At 70.0% G+C, this 17,501-nt stretch carries 18 protein-coding genes; 7 read left to right on the top strand and 11 right to left on the bottom strand.

The features are described 5' to 3' along the window. Positions 1–30: 30 nt before the first annotated feature. From QSK31_RS04240 to QSK31_RS04230, 3 genes are all read right to left on the bottom strand, one after another. Entirely contained in the window at positions 31–930 is a 900-nt protein-coding gene (locus tag QSK31_RS04240) for an ATP-grasp domain-containing protein (RefSeq protein WP_285681072.1), read from the bottom strand. A 49-nt stretch (positions 931–979) separates the two neighbouring features. Then, positions 980–1,273, bottom strand: coding sequence for a hypothetical protein (locus QSK31_RS04235; protein WP_285681070.1), 294 nt, complete (start codon positions 1,271–1,273; stop codon positions 980–982). A gap of 175 nt (positions 1,274–1,448) precedes the next feature. Next, complete coding sequence (locus QSK31_RS04230) at positions 1,449–2,417, bottom strand: heme o synthase (RefSeq protein ID WP_285681419.1); 969 nt, start codon at positions 2,415–2,417, stop codon at positions 1,449–1,451. Between the two features lie 275 nt (positions 2,418–2,692). Here QSK31_RS04230 and tkt point away from each other — a divergent pair, with 275 nt between their 5' ends. From tkt to pgl, 5 genes are all read left to right on the top strand, one after another. After that, positions 2,693–4,822: a transketolase gene (tkt, locus tag QSK31_RS04225; RefSeq protein ID WP_285681068.1), complete on the top strand. Its 2,130-nt coding sequence runs from the start codon at positions 2,693–2,695 to the stop codon at positions 4,820–4,822. Between the two features lie 11 nt (positions 4,823–4,833). Next, a complete protein-coding gene (gene tal / locus QSK31_RS04220) occupies positions 4,834–5,976 on the top strand; it encodes a transaldolase (RefSeq protein WP_285681067.1) in 1,143 nt (380 codons plus the stop codon). An 83-nt stretch (positions 5,977–6,059) separates the two neighbouring features. Then, positions 6,060–7,577 carry a glucose-6-phosphate dehydrogenase gene (gene zwf, locus QSK31_RS04215; protein ID WP_285681066.1) on the top strand — a complete coding sequence of 506 codons (1,518 nt, stop codon included), beginning with the start codon at positions 6,060–6,062 and terminating at the stop codon, positions 7,575–7,577. Between the two features lie 17 nt (positions 7,578–7,594). Further along, the gene (locus QSK31_RS04210; RefSeq protein ID WP_285681064.1) at positions 7,595–8,614 is read left to right on the top strand and encodes a glucose-6-phosphate dehydrogenase assembly protein OpcA; all 1,020 of its coding nucleotides are present in this window, start codon (positions 7,595–7,597) and stop codon (positions 8,612–8,614) included. Continuing rightward, entirely contained in the window at positions 8,611–9,384 is a 774-nt protein-coding gene (pgl, locus tag QSK31_RS04205) for a 6-phosphogluconolactonase (protein WP_285681062.1), read from the top strand. Before QSK31_RS04210 ends, pgl begins: the two co-directional genes overlap by 4 nt. Positions 9,385–9,550: 166 nt before the next feature. Here pgl and QSK31_RS04200 read toward each other — a convergent pair whose 3' ends face one another. Then, positions 9,551–10,057 carry a hypothetical protein gene (locus QSK31_RS04200; RefSeq protein ID WP_285681060.1) on the bottom strand — a complete coding sequence of 169 codons (507 nt, stop codon included), beginning with the start codon at positions 10,055–10,057 and terminating at the stop codon, positions 9,551–9,553. Beyond that, positions 10,054–10,749: an RNA polymerase sigma factor gene (locus QSK31_RS04195; protein ID WP_285681058.1), complete on the bottom strand. Its 696-nt coding sequence runs from the start codon at positions 10,747–10,749 to the stop codon at positions 10,054–10,056. Before QSK31_RS04195 ends, QSK31_RS04200 begins: the two co-directional genes overlap by 4 nt. A 537-nt stretch (positions 10,750–11,286) precedes the next feature. On the opposite strand from QSK31_RS04195, the gene QSK31_RS04190 reads away from it, so the two are divergent. Further along, a complete protein-coding gene (locus QSK31_RS04190; RefSeq protein ID WP_285681056.1) occupies positions 11,287–11,571 on the top strand; it encodes a hypothetical protein in 285 nt (94 codons plus the stop codon). 133 nt (positions 11,572–11,704) lie between these two features. Beyond that, on the top strand, positions 11,705–12,304 hold the full coding sequence (locus QSK31_RS04185) for a GNAT family N-acetyltransferase (protein ID WP_285681053.1): 600 nt from the start codon (positions 11,705–11,707) through the stop codon (positions 12,302–12,304). A 4-nt stretch (positions 12,305–12,308) separates the two neighbouring features. Here QSK31_RS04185 and QSK31_RS04180 read toward each other — a convergent pair whose 3' ends face one another. From QSK31_RS04180 to whiA, 6 genes are all read right to left on the bottom strand, one after another. After that, complete coding sequence (locus QSK31_RS04180; protein ID WP_285681051.1) at positions 12,309–12,650, bottom strand: RNA polymerase-binding protein RbpA; 342 nt, start codon at positions 12,648–12,650, stop codon at positions 12,309–12,311. 114 nt (positions 12,651–12,764) lie between these two features. Then, positions 12,765–13,019, bottom strand: a complete 255-nt coding sequence (gene secG, locus QSK31_RS04175) for a preprotein translocase subunit SecG (protein ID WP_285681049.1) — start codon at positions 13,017–13,019, stop codon at positions 12,765–12,767. A gap of 85 nt (positions 13,020–13,104) precedes the next feature. Next, the gene (tpiA, locus tag QSK31_RS04170) at positions 13,105–13,896 is read right to left on the bottom strand and encodes a triose-phosphate isomerase (protein WP_285681047.1); all 792 of its coding nucleotides are present in this window, start codon (positions 13,894–13,896) and stop codon (positions 13,105–13,107) included. After that, positions 13,897–15,099, bottom strand: a complete 1,203-nt coding sequence (locus QSK31_RS04165) for a phosphoglycerate kinase (protein ID WP_285681417.1) — start codon at positions 15,097–15,099, stop codon at positions 13,897–13,899. Beyond that, positions 15,096–16,091: a type I glyceraldehyde-3-phosphate dehydrogenase gene (gap, locus tag QSK31_RS04160; protein ID WP_285681045.1), complete on the bottom strand. Its 996-nt coding sequence runs from the start codon at positions 16,089–16,091 to the stop codon at positions 15,096–15,098. Before gap ends, QSK31_RS04165 begins: the two co-directional genes overlap by 4 nt. 411 nt (positions 16,092–16,502) lie before the next feature. Next, a complete protein-coding gene (gene whiA / locus QSK31_RS04155; RefSeq protein WP_285681042.1) occupies positions 16,503–17,483 on the bottom strand; it encodes a DNA-binding protein WhiA in 981 nt (326 codons plus the stop codon). Positions 17,484–17,501 lie beyond the last annotated feature (18 nt).

The raw sequence follows: 17,501 nt of genomic DNA, 5'->3' as shown, positions 1-17,501 counted from the left end.
GAGGCGGGCGACCTGCCGGAGGCGGGCGTCCTACCGGAGGCGGGCGACGATGGCGTCGGCCATCCGCTCGGCCGAGCCCTCGGCGTAGGACCAGAACAGCGACGGCTCGGTCAGCTCGACCTCGACCAGCAGCGGCGCGCCGTCCGGCCCCGGGATCAGGTCCACACGGGCGTAGAGCAGACCCACGGGCAGGGCCGCCACCACCCGGTCGCCGACCGCCACCTCCTCGGCGGAGGCCGTACGCGGGCTGATCTCCTCGGCGTACCCGGCGTCCTTGTCGCCCAGGTCCGGCCCGGTGAGCAGCGGACCCTTGCGGATCGAGTGGCTGAAGCCGAGCGTGCCGTCCGGTCCGGGGGTGTAGAGCAGGGCGGTCTCGCCGACCCCGTCCACCGCCGTGAGGTACGGCTGGACCATCGCCGTGCGGCCGGCCTCATGCAGACGGGCGACGTGCTTGACGGCCAGGTCCGCCTCGCCCGGGAACGCGTACCGCCCGGTGTCCTTGCTGCCCGCGCTGATCGTCGGCTTGACCACCCACTCGCCGGTGGTCCCGGGCTGCCAGGTCTCCCCCGGCTCCACGAACGTGGTGGGCGTGACGGGCACCCCGGCCGCGGCCAGTTCCCGCAGGTAGTGCTTGTCGGTGTTCCACTCGACCACGGCGGCCGGGTTGGCCAGCCGTGGCACGGTGTGCGCCCAGGCCACGAACTCGTCCCGGCGGGCCGGGTAGTCCCAGGTCGAGCGCAGCACCGCCAGGTCGTACGAGGCCCAGTCAGCCGCCGGGTCGTCCCAGAGCGGGGACTCCACGGTCACCCCACGGGCGCGTAACGCGTCCCGCAGGTGGAACTCCTCCTGGTACAGCTCGGGGAACATCTCGCACGTAACGAGAGCGACCCGGGGTTCGGCCCGGGTCGCTGCTGAGTCTTCTCGGGTCATGCGTGGTATCAGATCAGCTCTCGTTTCAGATCAGCTCTGGATTTTCAGCTCAGCGGGCCATGCTCCGGCGCGACATCGAGCGCCACAGGTCGTTGCTCGGGCGCATCTGCTCCATCAGCTCGCGCTCCCATTCGTTCTCCACCTGGACCCCGGCGGCGTCACATGCCTGCCGTGCCACGTCGGTGCTGCCGGCGAACTGGTCGGACCATTCGCCGTCGTCGCCGACCAGGACGATGCGCGCGCCCTTCTTGCCGACGTACTCGATGACCGCCTTCGCCCCGCCGTGCTCGCCGGCGAACGACTTGATGCCCGCGGTCAAATTCGTATCGGAACCGTCTGCCATGAACCGAAGAGTAAGCAGACTTCTAGGCAAGGCAAGCAGACATGCCCGCGAATTGTGATGCCAATTACCTGCGGGTTTAGCCTGGACGCGCATTGGTTCATACCGATTTTGTCCGAATTGCACCCCGACACGGTTCCACCGAAGGACGTACCCCCAGTGTCGGGCAAATCCGACATTAGATCAACGCGTCGACAGCCACCGCGATGAAGAGAATCGTCAGGTAAGTGGTGGACCAGTGGAACAGGCGCATCGGGCGCAGCGGCCGACCGGCCCGCGACCGGCGTACGAGGAGCACCGCCTCGCCGAGGAACAGCGCCCCGGTGACGAGAGCCGCGGCGCCGTAGATCGGGCCCAGCCCGATGCTCTCGCCCAGCGGCCACGCGGCCACCGAGGCGGCCACGGTCAGCGCCGTGAAGATCAGGATCTCCCGGTTGACCCGGGCCGCCGAACGCACCACGGGCAGCATCGGAATGCCGGCCCGCGCGTAGTCGTCCTTGTACTTGATGGCCAATGCGTAGAAGTGCGGCATCTGCCAGAAGAAGACAACTGCGAAGAGGGCCCAGCCCATCGGGCCGACTCCGCCGGTCACCGCGGCCCATCCGATGATCACCGGCGCGGCCCCGCAGACGCCGCCCCAGAAGGTGTTCTGCGAGGTCCGGCGCTTCAGCCACAGCGTGTAGACAACGTCGTAGTAGAAGATGGCGGCCGCGGTCAGCGCGGTCGCCAGCCAGTTGGTGAAGACCGCCATCAGGGCCACCGCGATCACCGCGAGGGTGAACCCGAAGATCAGCACCGCCCGCGGCGTCACACTGTGGGCCGGCAGCGGGCGCCGCTTGGTGCGGCGCATGAGCTGGTCGATGTCCCGGTCGATGTAGCAGTTGAGCGCGCTGGCCGCACCGGCCGCCAGCGCGCCGCCGACCAGCACGATCGCCATCAGGCCCAGGTCGGGAAGCCCGCCCGCGGCCAGCATCATGGCCGGGATCGTGGTGATCAGCAGAAGCTCGACGATGCGCGGCTTGGTGAGAGCCACGTACGCACCGAGGACGGCCCGCAAGTCGCGCTTGGCCGTCGTCCCGTCCCTCTCGGCGGTCGGCTGGGCCGCTGGGCCGCTCGACCGTCCCTGGGCGGGACGCTCGGTGATCATGCTCACGGACAGCCACCTTCCGGCATCGGCACAAGTGCTTGACGGCCGTTGCCGGGGTCGATCCGGCGGCACGCTCGGACAGACTACGCGCAGCCTGGGAGGCTCCTCCGACGACCCGTCGTAGATGCCGGGCGTCACATGTTTGAACCCTGCTGTCCGCTCTCAGCGTATGGGCCTGTGCTGTTACCCGGGCGGGGGTTTACGGGGAATGAGTAGGGTCAACTTCATAGAGTTCTGATAACAAGTCCGCTCACCATGTCTAGGAGCACACCGACGTGGCTGCCAAGCTGCCAGAGCTGAATTGGTCCGACCTCGACAAGCAGGCGGTCGACACCGTCCGCGTCCTGGCGATGGACGCCGTCGAGAAGTCCGGCAACGGCCACCCGGGCACCGCGATGAGCCTTGCCCCGGTCGCCTATCTGCTGTTCAACCGCGTGATGCGGCACGACCCGAGCGACCCGCACTGGGCCGGCCGCGACCGGTTCGTGCTCTCCTGTGGCCACTCCAGCCTCACCCTCTACATTCAGCTCTACCTCTCCGGCTACGGCCTGGAGATCGACGACCTGGCCTCGCTGCGTCAGTGGGACTCGCTCACCCCGGGCCATCCGGAGTACGGGCACACCCCCGGCGTCGAGGTCACCACCGGCCCGCTGGGCCAGGGCATCGGCAACGCGGTCGGCATGGCGATGGCCGCCCGGCGCGAGCGGGGCCTGTTCGACCCGACCGGCGAGCCCGGCGCGTCGCCGTTCGACCACAGCATCTTCGCGATCTGCTCGGACGGTGACATCGAGGAGGGCGTCAGCCACGAGGCCAGCGCCATCGCCGCGGTGCAGAAGCTCGGCAACCTCACGCTGATCTACGACGACAACGAGATCTCCATCGAGGACGACACCCGGATCGCCAAGAACGAGGACGTGGCGGCGCGCTACGAGGCGTACGGCTGGCATGTCCAGACCGTCGACTGGCGCACCGGCGACGCCGACAAGGGCGACTACCACGAGGACGTCGAGGCGCTCTGGGCGGCGATCCAGGCGGCGAAGGCCGAGACCGGCCGGCCGTCGTTCATCGCGCTGCGCACGATCATCGGGTGGCCGGCGCCGAACAAGCAGAACACCGGCAAGATCCACGGTTCCGCGCTGGGCGCCGACGAGGTGGCCGCCACCAAGCGGGTGCTGGGCTTCGACCCGGAGAAGACGTTCGACGTCTCCGCCGAGGTCATCGAGCACACCCGCCAGGTCAAGGCCCGAGGCCAGGAACTGCGCGCCGAGTGGCAGAAGTCGTTCGACGCGTGGGCCGCGGCCAACGACGACGCCAGCGCGCTGTTCCACCGCCTCGACGGCCGGAAGCTGCCGGAGGGCTGGGAGAAGTCGCTGCCCGAGTTCCCGGCCGACGCCAAGGGCCTGGCCACCCGGGCCGCGTCCGGCAAGGTGCTGGAGGCGCTGGCCCCGGTCCTGCCCGAGTTGTGGGGCGGCTCGGCCGACCTGGCCGAGTCCAACAACACCACGATGAAGGGCGAGCCCTCGTTCATCCCGGCGGAGTACGCGACCAAGGCGTTCCCCGGTAACGAGTACGGCCGCACGCTGCACTTCGGCATCCGTGAGCACGGCATGGGCGCGGTCCTGAACGGCATCGCGGTGCACGGCGGCACCCGCCCGTACGGCGGCACCTTCCTGGTCTTCAGCGACTACATGCGGGGCGCCGTCCGGCTCTCCGCGCTGATGAAGGTCGGCGTCGTCTACGTGTGGACGCACGACTCGATCGGTCTCGGCGAGGACGGCCCGACCCACCAGCCGATCGAGCACCTGACCGCGCTGCGCGCCATCCACGGGCTCGACGTGGTCCGCCCGGCCGACGCGAACGAGACCGCGTGGGCGTGGCGGGGCGCGCTGGAGCACAACGACCGGCCGACCGCGCTGGCGCTGTCCCGGCAAAACCTGCCGACCATCGACCGCTCGAAGTACGCGAGCGCCGAGGGCACCCTCAAGGGCGGCTACATCCTGTCCGAGGCGTCGAACGGCTCGCCGAGCGTGATCCTGGTCGCCACCGGCTCCGAGGTGGAGATCACCCTCATCGCGCAGGAGCGCCTGGAGGCCGCCGGCACACCCACCCGGGTCGTGTCGATGCCCTGCCAGGAGTGGTTCTTCGAGCAGGACACCGCGTACCAGCAGCAGGTTCTGCCGCGAGGTGTTAAAGCCCGCGTAACCGTTGAGGCTGGCATCCGGATGAGCTGGGACCGCATCCTGGGTGAGGCCGGCGAGGCGGTCAGCATCGAGCACTACGGCGCCAGCGCTCCCGCCAAGATCCTGTTCGAGCAGTTCGGGTTCACCGCTGACAACGTGGTGGCCAAGGCCAACGCCGCCCTCGCCAAGGTCGGCGAAATCACCGGTCACACGACCGGAAGCTGAGGAGTATCACGATGACCGACCGACTGGCCGAACTCTCCGCCGCGGGTGTCGCGGTGTGGCTCGACGACCTCTCCCGGGTCCGTCTGCAGAGCGGCTCGCTGGACAAGATGCGCCGCGAGCAGCATGTGGTGGGCGTGACCACGAACCCGACCATCTTCGCCAAGGCGCTGTCCGACGCCGACGCGTACGACGAGCAACTCAAGGACCTGGCCGCGCAGGGCGTCACCGTCGAGGAGGCGGTACGCCTGCTCACCTCGTACGACGTGCGCTGGGCCTGCGACGTGATGAAGCCCGCGTACGACGCGTCGAACGGGGTGGACGGACGGGTCTCCATCGAGGTCGACCCGCGCTCGGCGTTCCAGACCGAGAAGACCCAGGCCGAGGCCAAGACGCTGTGGTGGCTGGTGAACCGGGACAACCTGTTCATCAAGATCCCGGCCACCGAGGCCGGCCTGCCGGCGATCACCGCCACGCTGGCCGCGGGCATCAGCGTCAACGTGACGCTGATCTTCTCGCTCGAGCGCTACCGGGCCGTCATGGACGCGTTCCTGGCCGGCATCGAGCAGGCCAAGGCCAACGGCCACGACCTCACCAAGATCGCCTCGGTCGCCTCCTTCTTCGTGTCCCGGGTGGACACCGAGATCGACAAGCGTCTCGACAAGATCGGCAGCGAGGAGGCCAAGGCGCTCAAGGGCAAGGCCGCGGTGGCCAACGCCCAGCTCGCCTACCAGGCGTACGCCGAGGTCTTCGGCACCGGCCGCTGGCAGGCGCTGGCCGACGCGGGCGCCCACCCGCAGCGCCCGCTGTGGGCCTCGACCGGCACCAAGAACCCGGACTACAAGGACACGATCTACGTCGAGGAGCTCATCGCCCCCGGCGTGGTCAACACGATGCCCGAGGCGGTCATCAAGGCCTATGAGGACCACGGCGACACCAGGGGCGACACCGTCACCGGCGTGTACGCGCAGGCCCAGAAGGTCATGGACGACGTGGCCGCGGTCGGCGTGGACCTCACCGAGGTCTTCAAGGCACTCGAGGACGAGGGCGTGGAGAAGTTCGAGGCCAGCTGGGGCGAGCTGCTCGACGACGTGAAGAAGTCGCTGGACGCCGCGAAGGCGGGCTCCGACAGCCCGAGCGACGCCGCCGACAGCTGATCCACCACGGAAGCCGCCGCGGGTCACTTGACCTGCGGCGGCTTCCCCCCGCGTAACCCAGCGACATTTGGCAGGATGGACCCGTGGGCAATCCGCTGCGTACCGCACAGGACCGTCGCCTCCCCCGGATCCCGGAGCCCTGTGCTCTGGTGATCTTCGGAGTCACGGGTGACCTGTCCCGAAAGAAGCTCATCCCGGCCGTCTACGACCTCGCCAACCGCGGCCTCCTGCCGCCCGGCTTCGTGGTCCTGGGGTTCGCCCGGCGCGACTGGGGCGAGGGCGAGTTCGAGTCGCTCGCCTACGAGGCCGCCAAGAAGGGCGCCCGGACCACCTGGCGCGAGGACGTCTGGCAGCGGCTGGCCAGCCAGTTCCAGTTCGTGCCCGGCTCGTTCGACGACGACGCCGCATTCGACCAGCTTGCGGCCACCCTGGACGACCTGCGAGAGCGCAACGGCATCCCGGGTAACGCCGCCTTCTACTTCTCCATCCCGCCGGCCGCGTTCCCGCTGGTGCTCAATCAGCTGAACCGCACCGGGATGGCCGACAACGCCAAGTCCGGCGGCTGGCGCCGGGTGGTCGTGGAGAAGCCGTTCGGCAACGACCTGCCCACCGCGATCGCGCTGAACCAGCTGGTCGACGAGGTGTTCACGCCGGAGGACGTCTACCGGATCGACCACTACCTGGGCAAGGAGACGGTCCAGAACATCCTGGCCCTGCGCTTCGCGAACAGCCTGTTCGAGCCGGTGTGGAACTCCAAGTACGTGGACTCGGTGCAGATCACCATGGCCGAGGACGTCGGCATCGGCACCCGGGCCGCCTTCTACGACGCCTCCGGCGCTGCCCGCGACGTGCTGCAGAACCACCTCCTGCAGCTGCTCGCGCTGGTCGGGATGGAAGAGCCGACGAGCTTCGACCCCAATGAGGTACGCGCGGAGAAGCTCAAAGTCCTCAAGGCGATCAGCATCCCCGCCGACATCGAAGAGGGCTCGGTGCGCGGGCAGTACCTGCCGGGCTGGGTCGCCGGTGAGCGCGCGGTCGGTTACCTGGAGGAGAAGAACATCCCGGAGGACTCGACCACGGAAACCTACGTGGCGGTGCGGCTGGGCATCCAGAACCGGCGGTGGGCGGGTGTCCCGTTCTTCGTACGCGTGGGAAAGCGCATGCCGCGCCGGGTGACCGAGATCGCGGTCCTCTTCAAGCGCGCCCCGCACCTGCCCTTCGACCCGGCCGACGTGGAGATGCTGGGCCACAACCAGCTGGTCATCCGCGTGCAGCCGGACGAGGGCGTGGTCCTGAAGTTCGGCTCCAAGGTGCCCGGCACCACGATGGAGGTCCGCGACATCGCGATGGACTTCCAGTACGGCGAGGCGTTCACCGAGTCCAGCCCGGAGGCGTACGAGCGCCTGGTCCTGGACGTGCTGGTCGGCGACCGCACACTGTTCCCGGACGCGGCCGAGGTGGAGCAGTCCTGGCGAGTCATCGACCCGCTGGAGGAGGCGTGGGCGGGCACCAAGCCGGAGCCGTACCGCTCCGGTGAGTGGGGGCCCCGCGCGGCGGACGAATTGCTGGCCCGCGAGGGTCGTAGCTGGCGGCGTGCCTAAATGAAAAGGGGAACGAAGTGATCGGGCTCTGGGACACCACCGGCAACGAGGTCGTCAAGGCGCTCGCGGCAGAACGCCGCAGCGCCGGCGGCGTGGCCTCCGGACTCGCTCTGACGCTGGTCGCTGTGGTGGAGGAGAGGAAGGTACGCGAGGCCGAGGCCGCCGCTACCATCGCCGCCGCCGCACACCCCTGCCGGTTGCTCATCGTGGTCCGCTCCGACCTGGAGGCCAGCCGCAGCCGGCTGGACGCCGAGATCGTGGTCGGCGGACGCCTGGGCCCGGCCGAGGCGGTGGTGATGCGGATGTACGGCCGCCTCGCCCTGCACGCCGAGTCCGTGGTCATGCCACTGCTCGCACCCGACGTCCCCGTGGTGACCTGGTGGCACCAGGAGCCGCCAGGGGTCATCGCCAACGACTTCCTCGGCGTGGTGGCCGACCGCCGGATCACCGACGCCGCGCTCGCCGCCGACCCGGTCGCCGCGCTGCGCCAGCGGGCCAACGACTACGCGCCGGGCGACACCGACCTGACCTGGACCCGCATCACCCTGTGGCGGACCCTGGTGGCGGGCGCCTTCGACACCACCGACGAGCGGGTGACCGGCGCGACCATCGTGGCGCCGCCGAGCGACCCGACGGCCGCGCTGATGAAGGGCTGGCTGAAGTCGCGGCTGGGCATCGAGCCGGTGTGGGAGCCGACCGACCGCTCGCCGCGCATGCACTCGGTGCAGCTCGAGTGCGCCAACGGCGACTGCGTCACGGTCACCCGGGACGAGAACACGGCGCTGTTCAGCCGCACCGGCCAGGAGGACCGCTACATGCCCCTGCCGAAGCGGCCGGTCGGCGACGAGCTGGCCGAGGAACTGCGGCGGCTCGACCCCGACCAGATCTACGGCGAGGCGCTCGGTGCGATGGCCGGGCTCAGCGGCATGGAACAGAAGCCGCCGGCGCGCGTACACGTCTGGAAGGACCCGGCACAGGCCGCACGGGCCGGCGACACCTCAGGCGCGATGGCCGGACCGGGCGGCACCGCGGCATGACCGAGACCGTGGTGGTGGTAGTCCCCGACGCCGACATCCTGGCGTCGGCCGTGGCGGCCCGGCTGGTCGTCAAGATCATCGACGCGCAGGCGGAGCGCGGCTGGGCGAACGTGGTGCTCACCGGCGGCCGCATCGCCAAGAAGGTTCTGCGGTCCGTCAAGGAACTCCCGGCGTCCGACGCGATCGAGTGGTCACACGTCGACCTGTGGTGGGGCGACGAGCGGTTCGTGGCGTCCGGCGACCCCGACCGCAACGAGACCCAGGCCCGGGAGGCGCTGCTCGACGCGCTGCCGCTCGACCCGGCCCGGATCCACGCGATGCCGCCCTCGGACGGCCCCGACGGCACCGACGCGGAGGCGGCCGCCGACCGGTACGCCCGCGAACTGGCCGCCGCGACCAAGCCCGGGAGTTCCGAGCTGCCGCACTTCGACGTGCTGATGCTCGGCGTCGGCGAGGACGGCCACGTGGCGTCGATCTTCCCCGAGCACCCGGTGTACCACGAGACGGGCACGACGGCGGCCGTACACAACAGCCCCAAGCCGCCGCCCACCCGCATCACCCTGACCCTCCCCACGATCAACACGGCCGAGGAGATCTGGCTGATCGCGTCCGGCCCCGACAAGGCCGCACCGGTCGGCATGGCCATCGACGGGGCCGGCCCCAAGCAGCTTCCCGCGGCCGGGGTGAGCGGCACCAACAAGACGGTGTGGCTCCTCGACCGCGCGGCGGCCGCGAACGTGCCGGCCAAGCTGCGTAGCCTGCGGAGCTGAATGGTCGTCGCTTCGCTCCTCCGGGCATTTCGCCCTAAGGGCGGTCGGTGGCTTGGGCGCGAAAAGGACCACGGCTTCGCCTCGACCTTTTCGCGCCAAGTCACCGACGGGCGAAATGCGGGTGGTCAAGCTCTAGATCAAGACCTGCGGACTGGCTGCGTGCGCTTCAGCTGGTCGGGCGCGGACGGGTGCCGGCCGGGCTTGGCGCGACGTTGTCGTTGCGGCGGCCCGGCTCGGCCTCTTTGGCGCCGGGGCTCGGCTCGGCCCGGTCGGCGCCGGGACTCGACTCGGGAGCGCCGCCGCCGGGCGTGGGCAAGGGACCGGGCTTCCTGACGTCGGTCGGCGCCGGCTGCGGCCCGTCCACGACCGCAGACGGCGAGGGGGCGACCGGCGAAGGCGCGGCCGGGGTGGAACTCGCCGGCGGACCGGCGGGTTGCGCGGGCGGCCGGTCCGGCTGCCTGATCACGAGTACGGCGAAAAGCACCGCCATCGCCGCGGCCCCCACGAGCCCAGGCGCCAGCCACCGCCGCACCACATCCCACCGCGCCAACCTCCGCGGCCCGGCCGGTTCCGCCTTGCCGGGCAACTCCGCGGGCCGCAGCCGCTCCGCGGTGATCTGCCCCGCCCGCGCAGCGAGCGCCCGCCGCACCCGGACGTCCAGGTCGTCACTCATCGCCGCCCCTCCAACGCCCCACGCAGAATGGTCAGCGCCCGGCTGGCCGTCGACTTCACCGTGCCCCGCGAAACCCGCAGAGCGTCCGCGATCTCCTGCTCCGACAACTCCGACCAGTAGCGCAACACCACCACCTGCCGCTGCCGGGCCGTCAACCGCCCGAGCGCCGCCAGCACCTCCCGATCCCCTTCACCCAGCAGCGCCAGATCTTCGGCGGCCGGCGCCACACCCACCCGCGGCAACACATATCCCCGCGCCACCCGCCGCCGCCGCAACGCCGACCGGGCAACGTTGAGCACCGCGGTCGTCAGATAGGCGGAGGGGTCATCCACGCCGCGCAGATCCGCCCCGTGCCGCCGCCACAACTTGGCGAACGCCTCCTGCACCACATCCTCGGCAGTCCCCAGGTCATCCACCATGAGCACCGCGAGCCGCACCAGAGCGAGCCGCCGAGCCCGATAGAGCTCATCGATCCCCGCAGCCCCACCGCCGCCAACGCCACCACCGGCACGGGCACCACCGGCACCACCGGCGCTGACACCGGCGAGGCCGCCGCCAACGGCACGGCTGCCGACGCCAGCGCCGCCAAGGCCACCGGCACCGCCACCGGCACCGGCGCCGCTGCCCCGCCCCGGCCCCGGCCAGGCCGACGGAGCGACCCGCTCGGCCATCGACCGGAACAGCCGCGCCAACGTCCCACCCCGCCAGGAGGCGGAAGGCAGAGGAAGAAGAAGACTCATCGCATCCAGACGCCGAGAAGAGAGGGAAAGCCGGGCCGGCCCGACCTGTGGACAACCACCGAAAACTGTCGTACCCCTCCCCTACGTTGAAGCCCACCCAGTGCACGGGGTGGGGGTGGCGGCGGGGGCCGCAACCAAGATCAAAACCGACGGCCGAAGCGGCGACCAGCGACGATATCCGACCGGAGCGACCTCAACGCGCCAGCGCAGGCATCAGCCCGCACTCAACACACCGGCACTCAACACGCCCGCACAGGCGTCGCCTCGCACTCAACACGCCCGCACAGGCGTCGGCTCGCACTCAACACGCCCGCACAGGCGTCAGCCCACGCTCAACGCGCCGGCGCAGGCGTCGGCCGGTTCTCATCGGCCGGAGCAGGCCGCGGCGCCGAAGCACCCCCCGGCGACGGCACGGGCCGAGGCGCCTTCTCACCGAGCCTGGTCGGCGAAGGCGCAGGCGCCGGCGCACCCCGGCGTCCGGGCGCGGACTTGCCAGGCACCTTCCGAGCGTCCGAGGGCACCGGGCTCTCGGCGACCCCCGGCCGTGCGCCACCCGGCGCCGGGCTCTCCGCGGGCGCCGGCGCTCCCGGGCTGACCGTCGGCGCGGGCGCCGGATCGTCCGACGACGAGCGGTCCCAGTCGCTGCCGGTGGAGGCCGGCGGTCGCTTCGGCGCATCGTCCGCGTTGGCCACCGCCGCGATCGCCGTGCCACCTACTCCGGCTACCACAGCCGCCGAAACCAGCACCATCGTGCGCATCCGAGCCATCAGCTAACTCCCACCAGGCGAAAATCGAAGAGGATGTTTCCCTTACGCATGGAGGGACGCTTGAGCCGAAAAGAGGTTGGCCCCCCGTACGTGATCCACGTCACCCTGAGAGCGCTCTCTAGACTTGAGGAGTGCAGCCGATGATCCGCTCCTACCGCCCCTCCGACCTCGACGCCGTCTACGACATCTGCGTCCGCACCGCGAACAGCGGCGGCGACCTCCGCGGCGAGACGATCGACGACCGCCTGGTCGGCGACATCTTCGCCGTGCCGTATGTGACGTTCGAACCGCAGCACGCGTACGTCCTGGACGACGGCGACGGCAACGCGGTCGGCTACATCCTCGGCACCGCGGACACGCGAGCGTTCGTCCGCCGCTTCCGGGAGGAGTGGCTGCCGCTCATCAAGACGCGCTACCCGGCCCCGAGCGACCCGCCGGTCACCCGGTCGGACTTCTGGCTCGGCCTGGCCCTCGACCCGGATCGCATGCTCGTGCCGGAGCTCGCCGGCTACCCGGCCCACCTGCACATCGACCTGTTGCCGGACTGGCAGGGCAAGGGCTTCGGCCGCGGCCTGATGGAGGCGTTCCTGGGCGGGCTGCGCAAGGCCGGCGTCGACCGCGTCCACCTGGGCATGGCGCGGGACAATGTGAGCGCCCGCGCCTTCTACGACCGGCTCGGCTTCACCGAGCTGCCGGTCAAGGACGCGGGCGCACTCTTTCTGGTACGGGAGACCAGCTAGCCGGTCAGCGGCCGCGGCGCTGGCGAACCTTGGCCAGCGCCTCGGCGAGGATTGCCTCGCCGTCGGCCTCGGAGCGACGCTCCTTCACATAGGCCAGGTGCGACTTGTACGGCTCGGTCCGCATCCGCCCGGGCGGGTTCTGCCGGTCGAGGCCGGCCGGCTGACCGCAGCGCGGGCAGTCCCACACCTCGGGCTCGACGGCCTCGGCCGCGAACTTGATGATCGAGTCATGCCCTGCGGCGCAGAAGTAGTTCACCTCACGGCGCGGGGCGGGTTCACTGCGCTCGTCGGGGCGCATCGGGCTGGAACCGACGCGGCTGCCACGGATGGCGCTGCCACTGGACACGGAATGAACTCCTGTCAGGAGTGGAAAGTATTCCAAAAGAACCGCGCGACCCGGTGTAACCGGACCGCGCGGCAGAGTCTACGACTCCGATGTCGCCTGAGGAAGGCGCAATCGTCAGGCGGCCTGGTGGACCTTCAACCAGAGGCCGAGGCCCACGATGCACGCGAACCAGACGATGCCCACCAGGACGGTGTAGCGGTCGAGGTTCTTCTCCGCGACCGAGGAGCCGGCCAGGCTGGAACTGACACCGCCACCGAACATGCTGGACATGCCGCCGCCCTTGCCGCGGTGCAGCAGGATCAGCATCGTCAGCAGGACGCTCGTCAGCACGAGCAATGCCATCAACGTGTATGCGAACCAGGTCGGCATGGTCGGGGTCAGTCCTCTCAAAGGGCACAACAGCGCCCCAACAATAGCGGAGTACCCGGCCACTGCGGTGAGCGGCCGGGTGTTCTCAGCGAGCCACGTGCTCCTGGTAGCGACAGATGGACGCGAACTCCTCGGCGTCCAGGCTGGCGCCGCCGACGAGAGCACCATCGACGTCCGGCTTTGCCATGATCGCGGCGATGTTGGCCGCCTTCACAGATCCACCGTATTGGATGCGGACGACGTCGCCGACCTCAGCGCCGTGCGCCTCGGTGAGCCGGGCCCGGATGGCGCCGCAGACCTCCTGCGCGTCCTCGGGCGTGGCGGTCTTGCCGGTGCCGATCGCCCAGACCGGCTCGTACGCGATCACGGTCTGCTTGATCTGGTCGGCCTTGAGCCCGTCCAGGCCGGCGTCGACCTGGCTCAGCACGTACGCGACCTGGTCGCCCGCCTCGCGCACGTCCAAGCCCTCGCCGACGCAGAAGATCGGGGTGAGCCCCGCCGCGAAAGCGGCCTTGATCTTGGCGTTGACCAGCGCGTCGTCCTCGTTGTGGTGCTGCCGGCGCTCGCTGTGGCCGATCACGACGTACGTGCAGCCGAGCTTGGCGAGCATCGCGCCGGAAATGTCCCCGGTGTACGCCCCGCCCTTGTGCGGCGAGAGGTCCTGCGCGCCGTACACGATCTGGACCTTGTCCCCGTCCACCGACGTCTGCACGCTGCGCAGGTCGGTGAACGGCGGGATCACGGCCACCTCGACGGCGGCGAGGTGCTCCTCGGTGAGGCTGAAGGCCAGCTTCTGCACCAGGGAGATCGCCTCGAAGTGGTTGAGGTTCATCTTCCAGTTGCCGGCCATGATCGGCCGGCGAGCTTGGTCAGCCATTCACTTCTCCAGAGCGGCGACGCCGGGGAGGGTCTTGCCCTCGAGGTACTCCAGCGACGCGCCGCCGCCGGTTGAGATGTGCCCGAAGGCGGACTCGTCGAGCCCGAGCGTGCGCACGGCAGCCGCCGAGTCGCCGCCGCCGACCACGGAGAAGCCGTCGATCTTGGTGATCGCCTCGGCCACGCCCAGGGTGCCGGCCGCGAACGGCGCCAGCTCGAACACGCCCATCGGCCCGTTCCAGAACACGGTGCGAGCCCCGCCGATCGCCTCGGCGAAGAGCGCAACGGACTTGGGACCGATGTCCAGACCCAGCCGATCGGCCGGGATGTCCGAAATGTCAACGGTGTCGAATGAAGCGTCGGCGGCAAACGAAGAAGCGGCGACGACGTCCACCGGCAGCACCAGGCGGTCACCGGCCGACTCGAGGAGCGAACGACAGGTGTCGATCATCTCGGCCTCGAGCAGCGACTTCCCGACCTCGTGCCCCTGGGCCTTGAGGAACGTGAAGCACATGCCGCCGCCCACGAGCAGCTTGTCCACCTTGGGCAGCAGCGCCTTGATCACGGCCAGCTTGTCGGAGACCTTCGAGCCACCGAGCACCACCACGTACGGCTGTTCCGGGCTCTCGGTGACCTTCTTCAGCACCTCGAGCTCGCGCAGGACCAGGCCACCGGCGTAGTGCGGCAGGAGGGCCGGCACGTCGTACACGGAAGCATGCTTGCGGTGAACGGCGCCGAAAGCGTCATCGACGTAGGCGTCGCCGAAGGCGGCGAGCTGAGCGGCGAACTCGCCGCGCGCCGCATCGTCCTTCGAGGTCTCCCCCGCGTTGAAACGCAGGTTCTCCAGCAGCAGCACCTGGCCGTCCAGCAGCGCGTCCACGGCGGCCGAAGCGGCCGGGCCCACGGTGTCCGAGGCGAAGATCACCGGCGCGCCGAGCAGCTCACCCATGCGGGTCGCCACCGGGTCCAGCGTGAAAGCCGGGTCCGGCGCGCCCTTGGGGCGGCCGAGGTGTGAGAACACGATCACGCGAGCGCCCGCGTCACGCAGGGCGACGACGGTCGGCAGCACCGCACGGATCCGGCCGTCGTCGGTGATGACACCGGCCTGTTTCTTGTCGAACGGGACGTTCAGGTCGGCGCGCACGAGCACGCGCCGACCCGCAACACCCTCGCCGAGCAGGTCGTCGAGAGTCTTCAAGATCAGCCGACCAGCTTGACCAGGTCGACGAGGCGGTTCGAGTAGCCCCACTCGTTGTCGTACCAGCCGACGACCTTGACCTGGTTGCCGATCACCTTGGTGAGGCCGGCGTCGAAGATGCAGGAGGCCGGGTCGGTGACGATGTCCGAGGAGACGATCTCGTCCTCGGTGTAGACCAGGATGCCCTTGAGCGGGCCCTCGGCGGCGGCCTTGATGGCGGCGTTGACCTCGTCGACGGAGGTCTCCTTCTTCGCCTGGAAGGTCAGGTCGGTGGCCGAGCCGGTCGGGATCGGCACGCGCATCGCGAAGCCGTCCAGCCGGCCCTTGAGCTCCGGCAGCACCAGGCTGACGGCCTTGGCCGCACCGGTCGAGGTCGGCACCACGTTGAGGGCGGCGGCGCGAGCGCGACGCAGGTCCTTGTGCGGGCCGTCCTGCAGGTTCTGGTCCTGGGTGTAGGCGTGGATCGTGGTCATCAGGCCACGCTCGATGCCGATCGTGTCGTTCAGGACCTTCGCCATCGGCGCGAGGCAGTTCGTGGTGCAGGAGGCGTTGGAGATGACGGTGTGCTTCGCGCCGTCGTAGAGGTGGTCGTTCACGCCCATCACGATCGTGATGTCCTCGTTCTTGGCGGGCGCCGAGATGATGACCTTCTTCGCGCCGTTGTCGGCGTGCACCTTGGCCTTGGTGGCGTCGGTGAAGAAGCCGGTCGACTCGATGACCACGTCCGCGCCGACGTCACCCCACTTGAGGTTGGCCGGGTCACGGTCCGCGAACGCCTTGAAGGTCTTGCCACCCACGGTGATCTCGTCCGCGGTCGCCTTCACCTCGTGCGGCAGGCGGCCCAGGATCGAGTCGTACTTCAGCAGGTGCGCCAGGGTCGCGTTGTCGGTCAGGTCGTTCACGCCGACGATCTCGATGTCCGCGCCTGAGGCGAGCACCGCCCGGAAGAAGTTGCGGCCGATGCGGCCGAAACCATTGATGCCAACCCGGATGGTCACAGGTACTCCTCGTGCTAGGCCGACCTGTTCTTATCTCGGCCGGCGAGTCTGGGTGTGGCCGTCGCAGCCGCATCTGTGCAGCGCGGTCGGGCCATCAGTAGCGGCACCGTCGCCGTCACCCGCACCCTATCCGAGATGCGGGTCGACCCTTCTGCCGGGGCGCGACCCTATCGTTACTTAACGACCTTTAGGGGTACGCGCACAGCACCTGCACGTGACCCGCGCGCGGCCTCACTGCAACTCCAGGCCGTTCCGAGCCGCCGGGTCGGCGGGTTTACGCCGCAACCACCCGCATTTCGCCCGCTGACGACTTGACCGTGAAAAAGTGCTAGGCGAAGCCGTGGTGCTTTTTCGCGGTCAAGTCGTCAGCTACTCGGGGCGAAATGCCCGGAGGAGCGGAGCGACGACCAGCTAACAAGCCATCATCTCTGGCGTGACTGCGGCCTCGGTGTCCGGAATGCCCAGGTCGCGGGCGCGCTTGTCCGCCAAGGCTAGGAGACGCCTTATGCGGCCGGCGATGGCGTCCTTGGTCAGTGGGGGGTCGGCGAGGGCGCCGAGCTCCTCGAGTGAGGCCTGGCGGTGCTCCAGGCGCAGCTGGCCGGCGCTGGTCAGGTGGTTGGGGGCCTCGTCGGCCAGGATCTCCAGGGCGCGGGTGACCCGGGCGGCGGCGGCCACCGCCGCGCGGGCCGAGCGGCGCAGGTTCGCGTCGTCGAAGTTCGCCAGGCGGTTGGCCGTGGCGCGCACCTCACGGCGTACACGACGCTCCTCCCAAGCAAGCACGGACCCGTGCGCGCCGATCCGGGTGAGCAACGCCGCGATCGCGTCCCCGTCCTTGATCACGACCCGGTCGACGCCGCGCACCTCCCGCTCCTTGGCGGTGATGCCGAGCCGGCGCGCGGCGCCGCGAAGGGCGAGTGCCGCCTCCGGGCCCGGGCAGGTGATCTCCAGAGCGCTGGACCGGCCCGGCTCGGTGAGCGAGCCGTGTGCCATGAACGCGCCCCGCCACGCGGCGACCGCGCAGCAGACGTTCGCGGAGACGACGTGCGGCGGCAGGCCACGCACCGGGCGGCCGCGGACGTCCAGCAGTCCGGTCTGCCGGGCCAGCGCCTCGCCGTCCTTCACGATCCGGACGATGTAGTGGCTGCCCTTGCGCAGGCCGCCGGACGCGAGGACATGCACCTCGGACTGGTAGCCGTACACCTCGGCGATCTCCCGGCGAAGCCGCCTGGCCACCGCGCCGGTGTCGAGCTCGGCCTCCACCACCACCCGGCCGGAGACGATGTGCAGTCCGCCGGCGAACCGCAGCAGGGCCGCCATCTCGGCCCGCCGGCAGCACGGCTTGGGCACGTCGACCCGGCTCAGCTCGTCCTTGACCGCCGCCGTCATAGCCATCGCGTTCGTCACCTCGTG

Origin of the sequence: Actinoplanes sp. NBRC 103695, from assembly GCF_030269485.1 — a bacterium.
In the GTDB taxonomy this organism is placed as follows: Bacteria; Actinomycetota; Actinomycetes; order Mycobacteriales; family Micromonosporaceae; genus Actinoplanes.
Note: the sequence above shows the minus strand (reverse complement) of the source record. Positions and strands in the feature narration are given on the sequence as shown.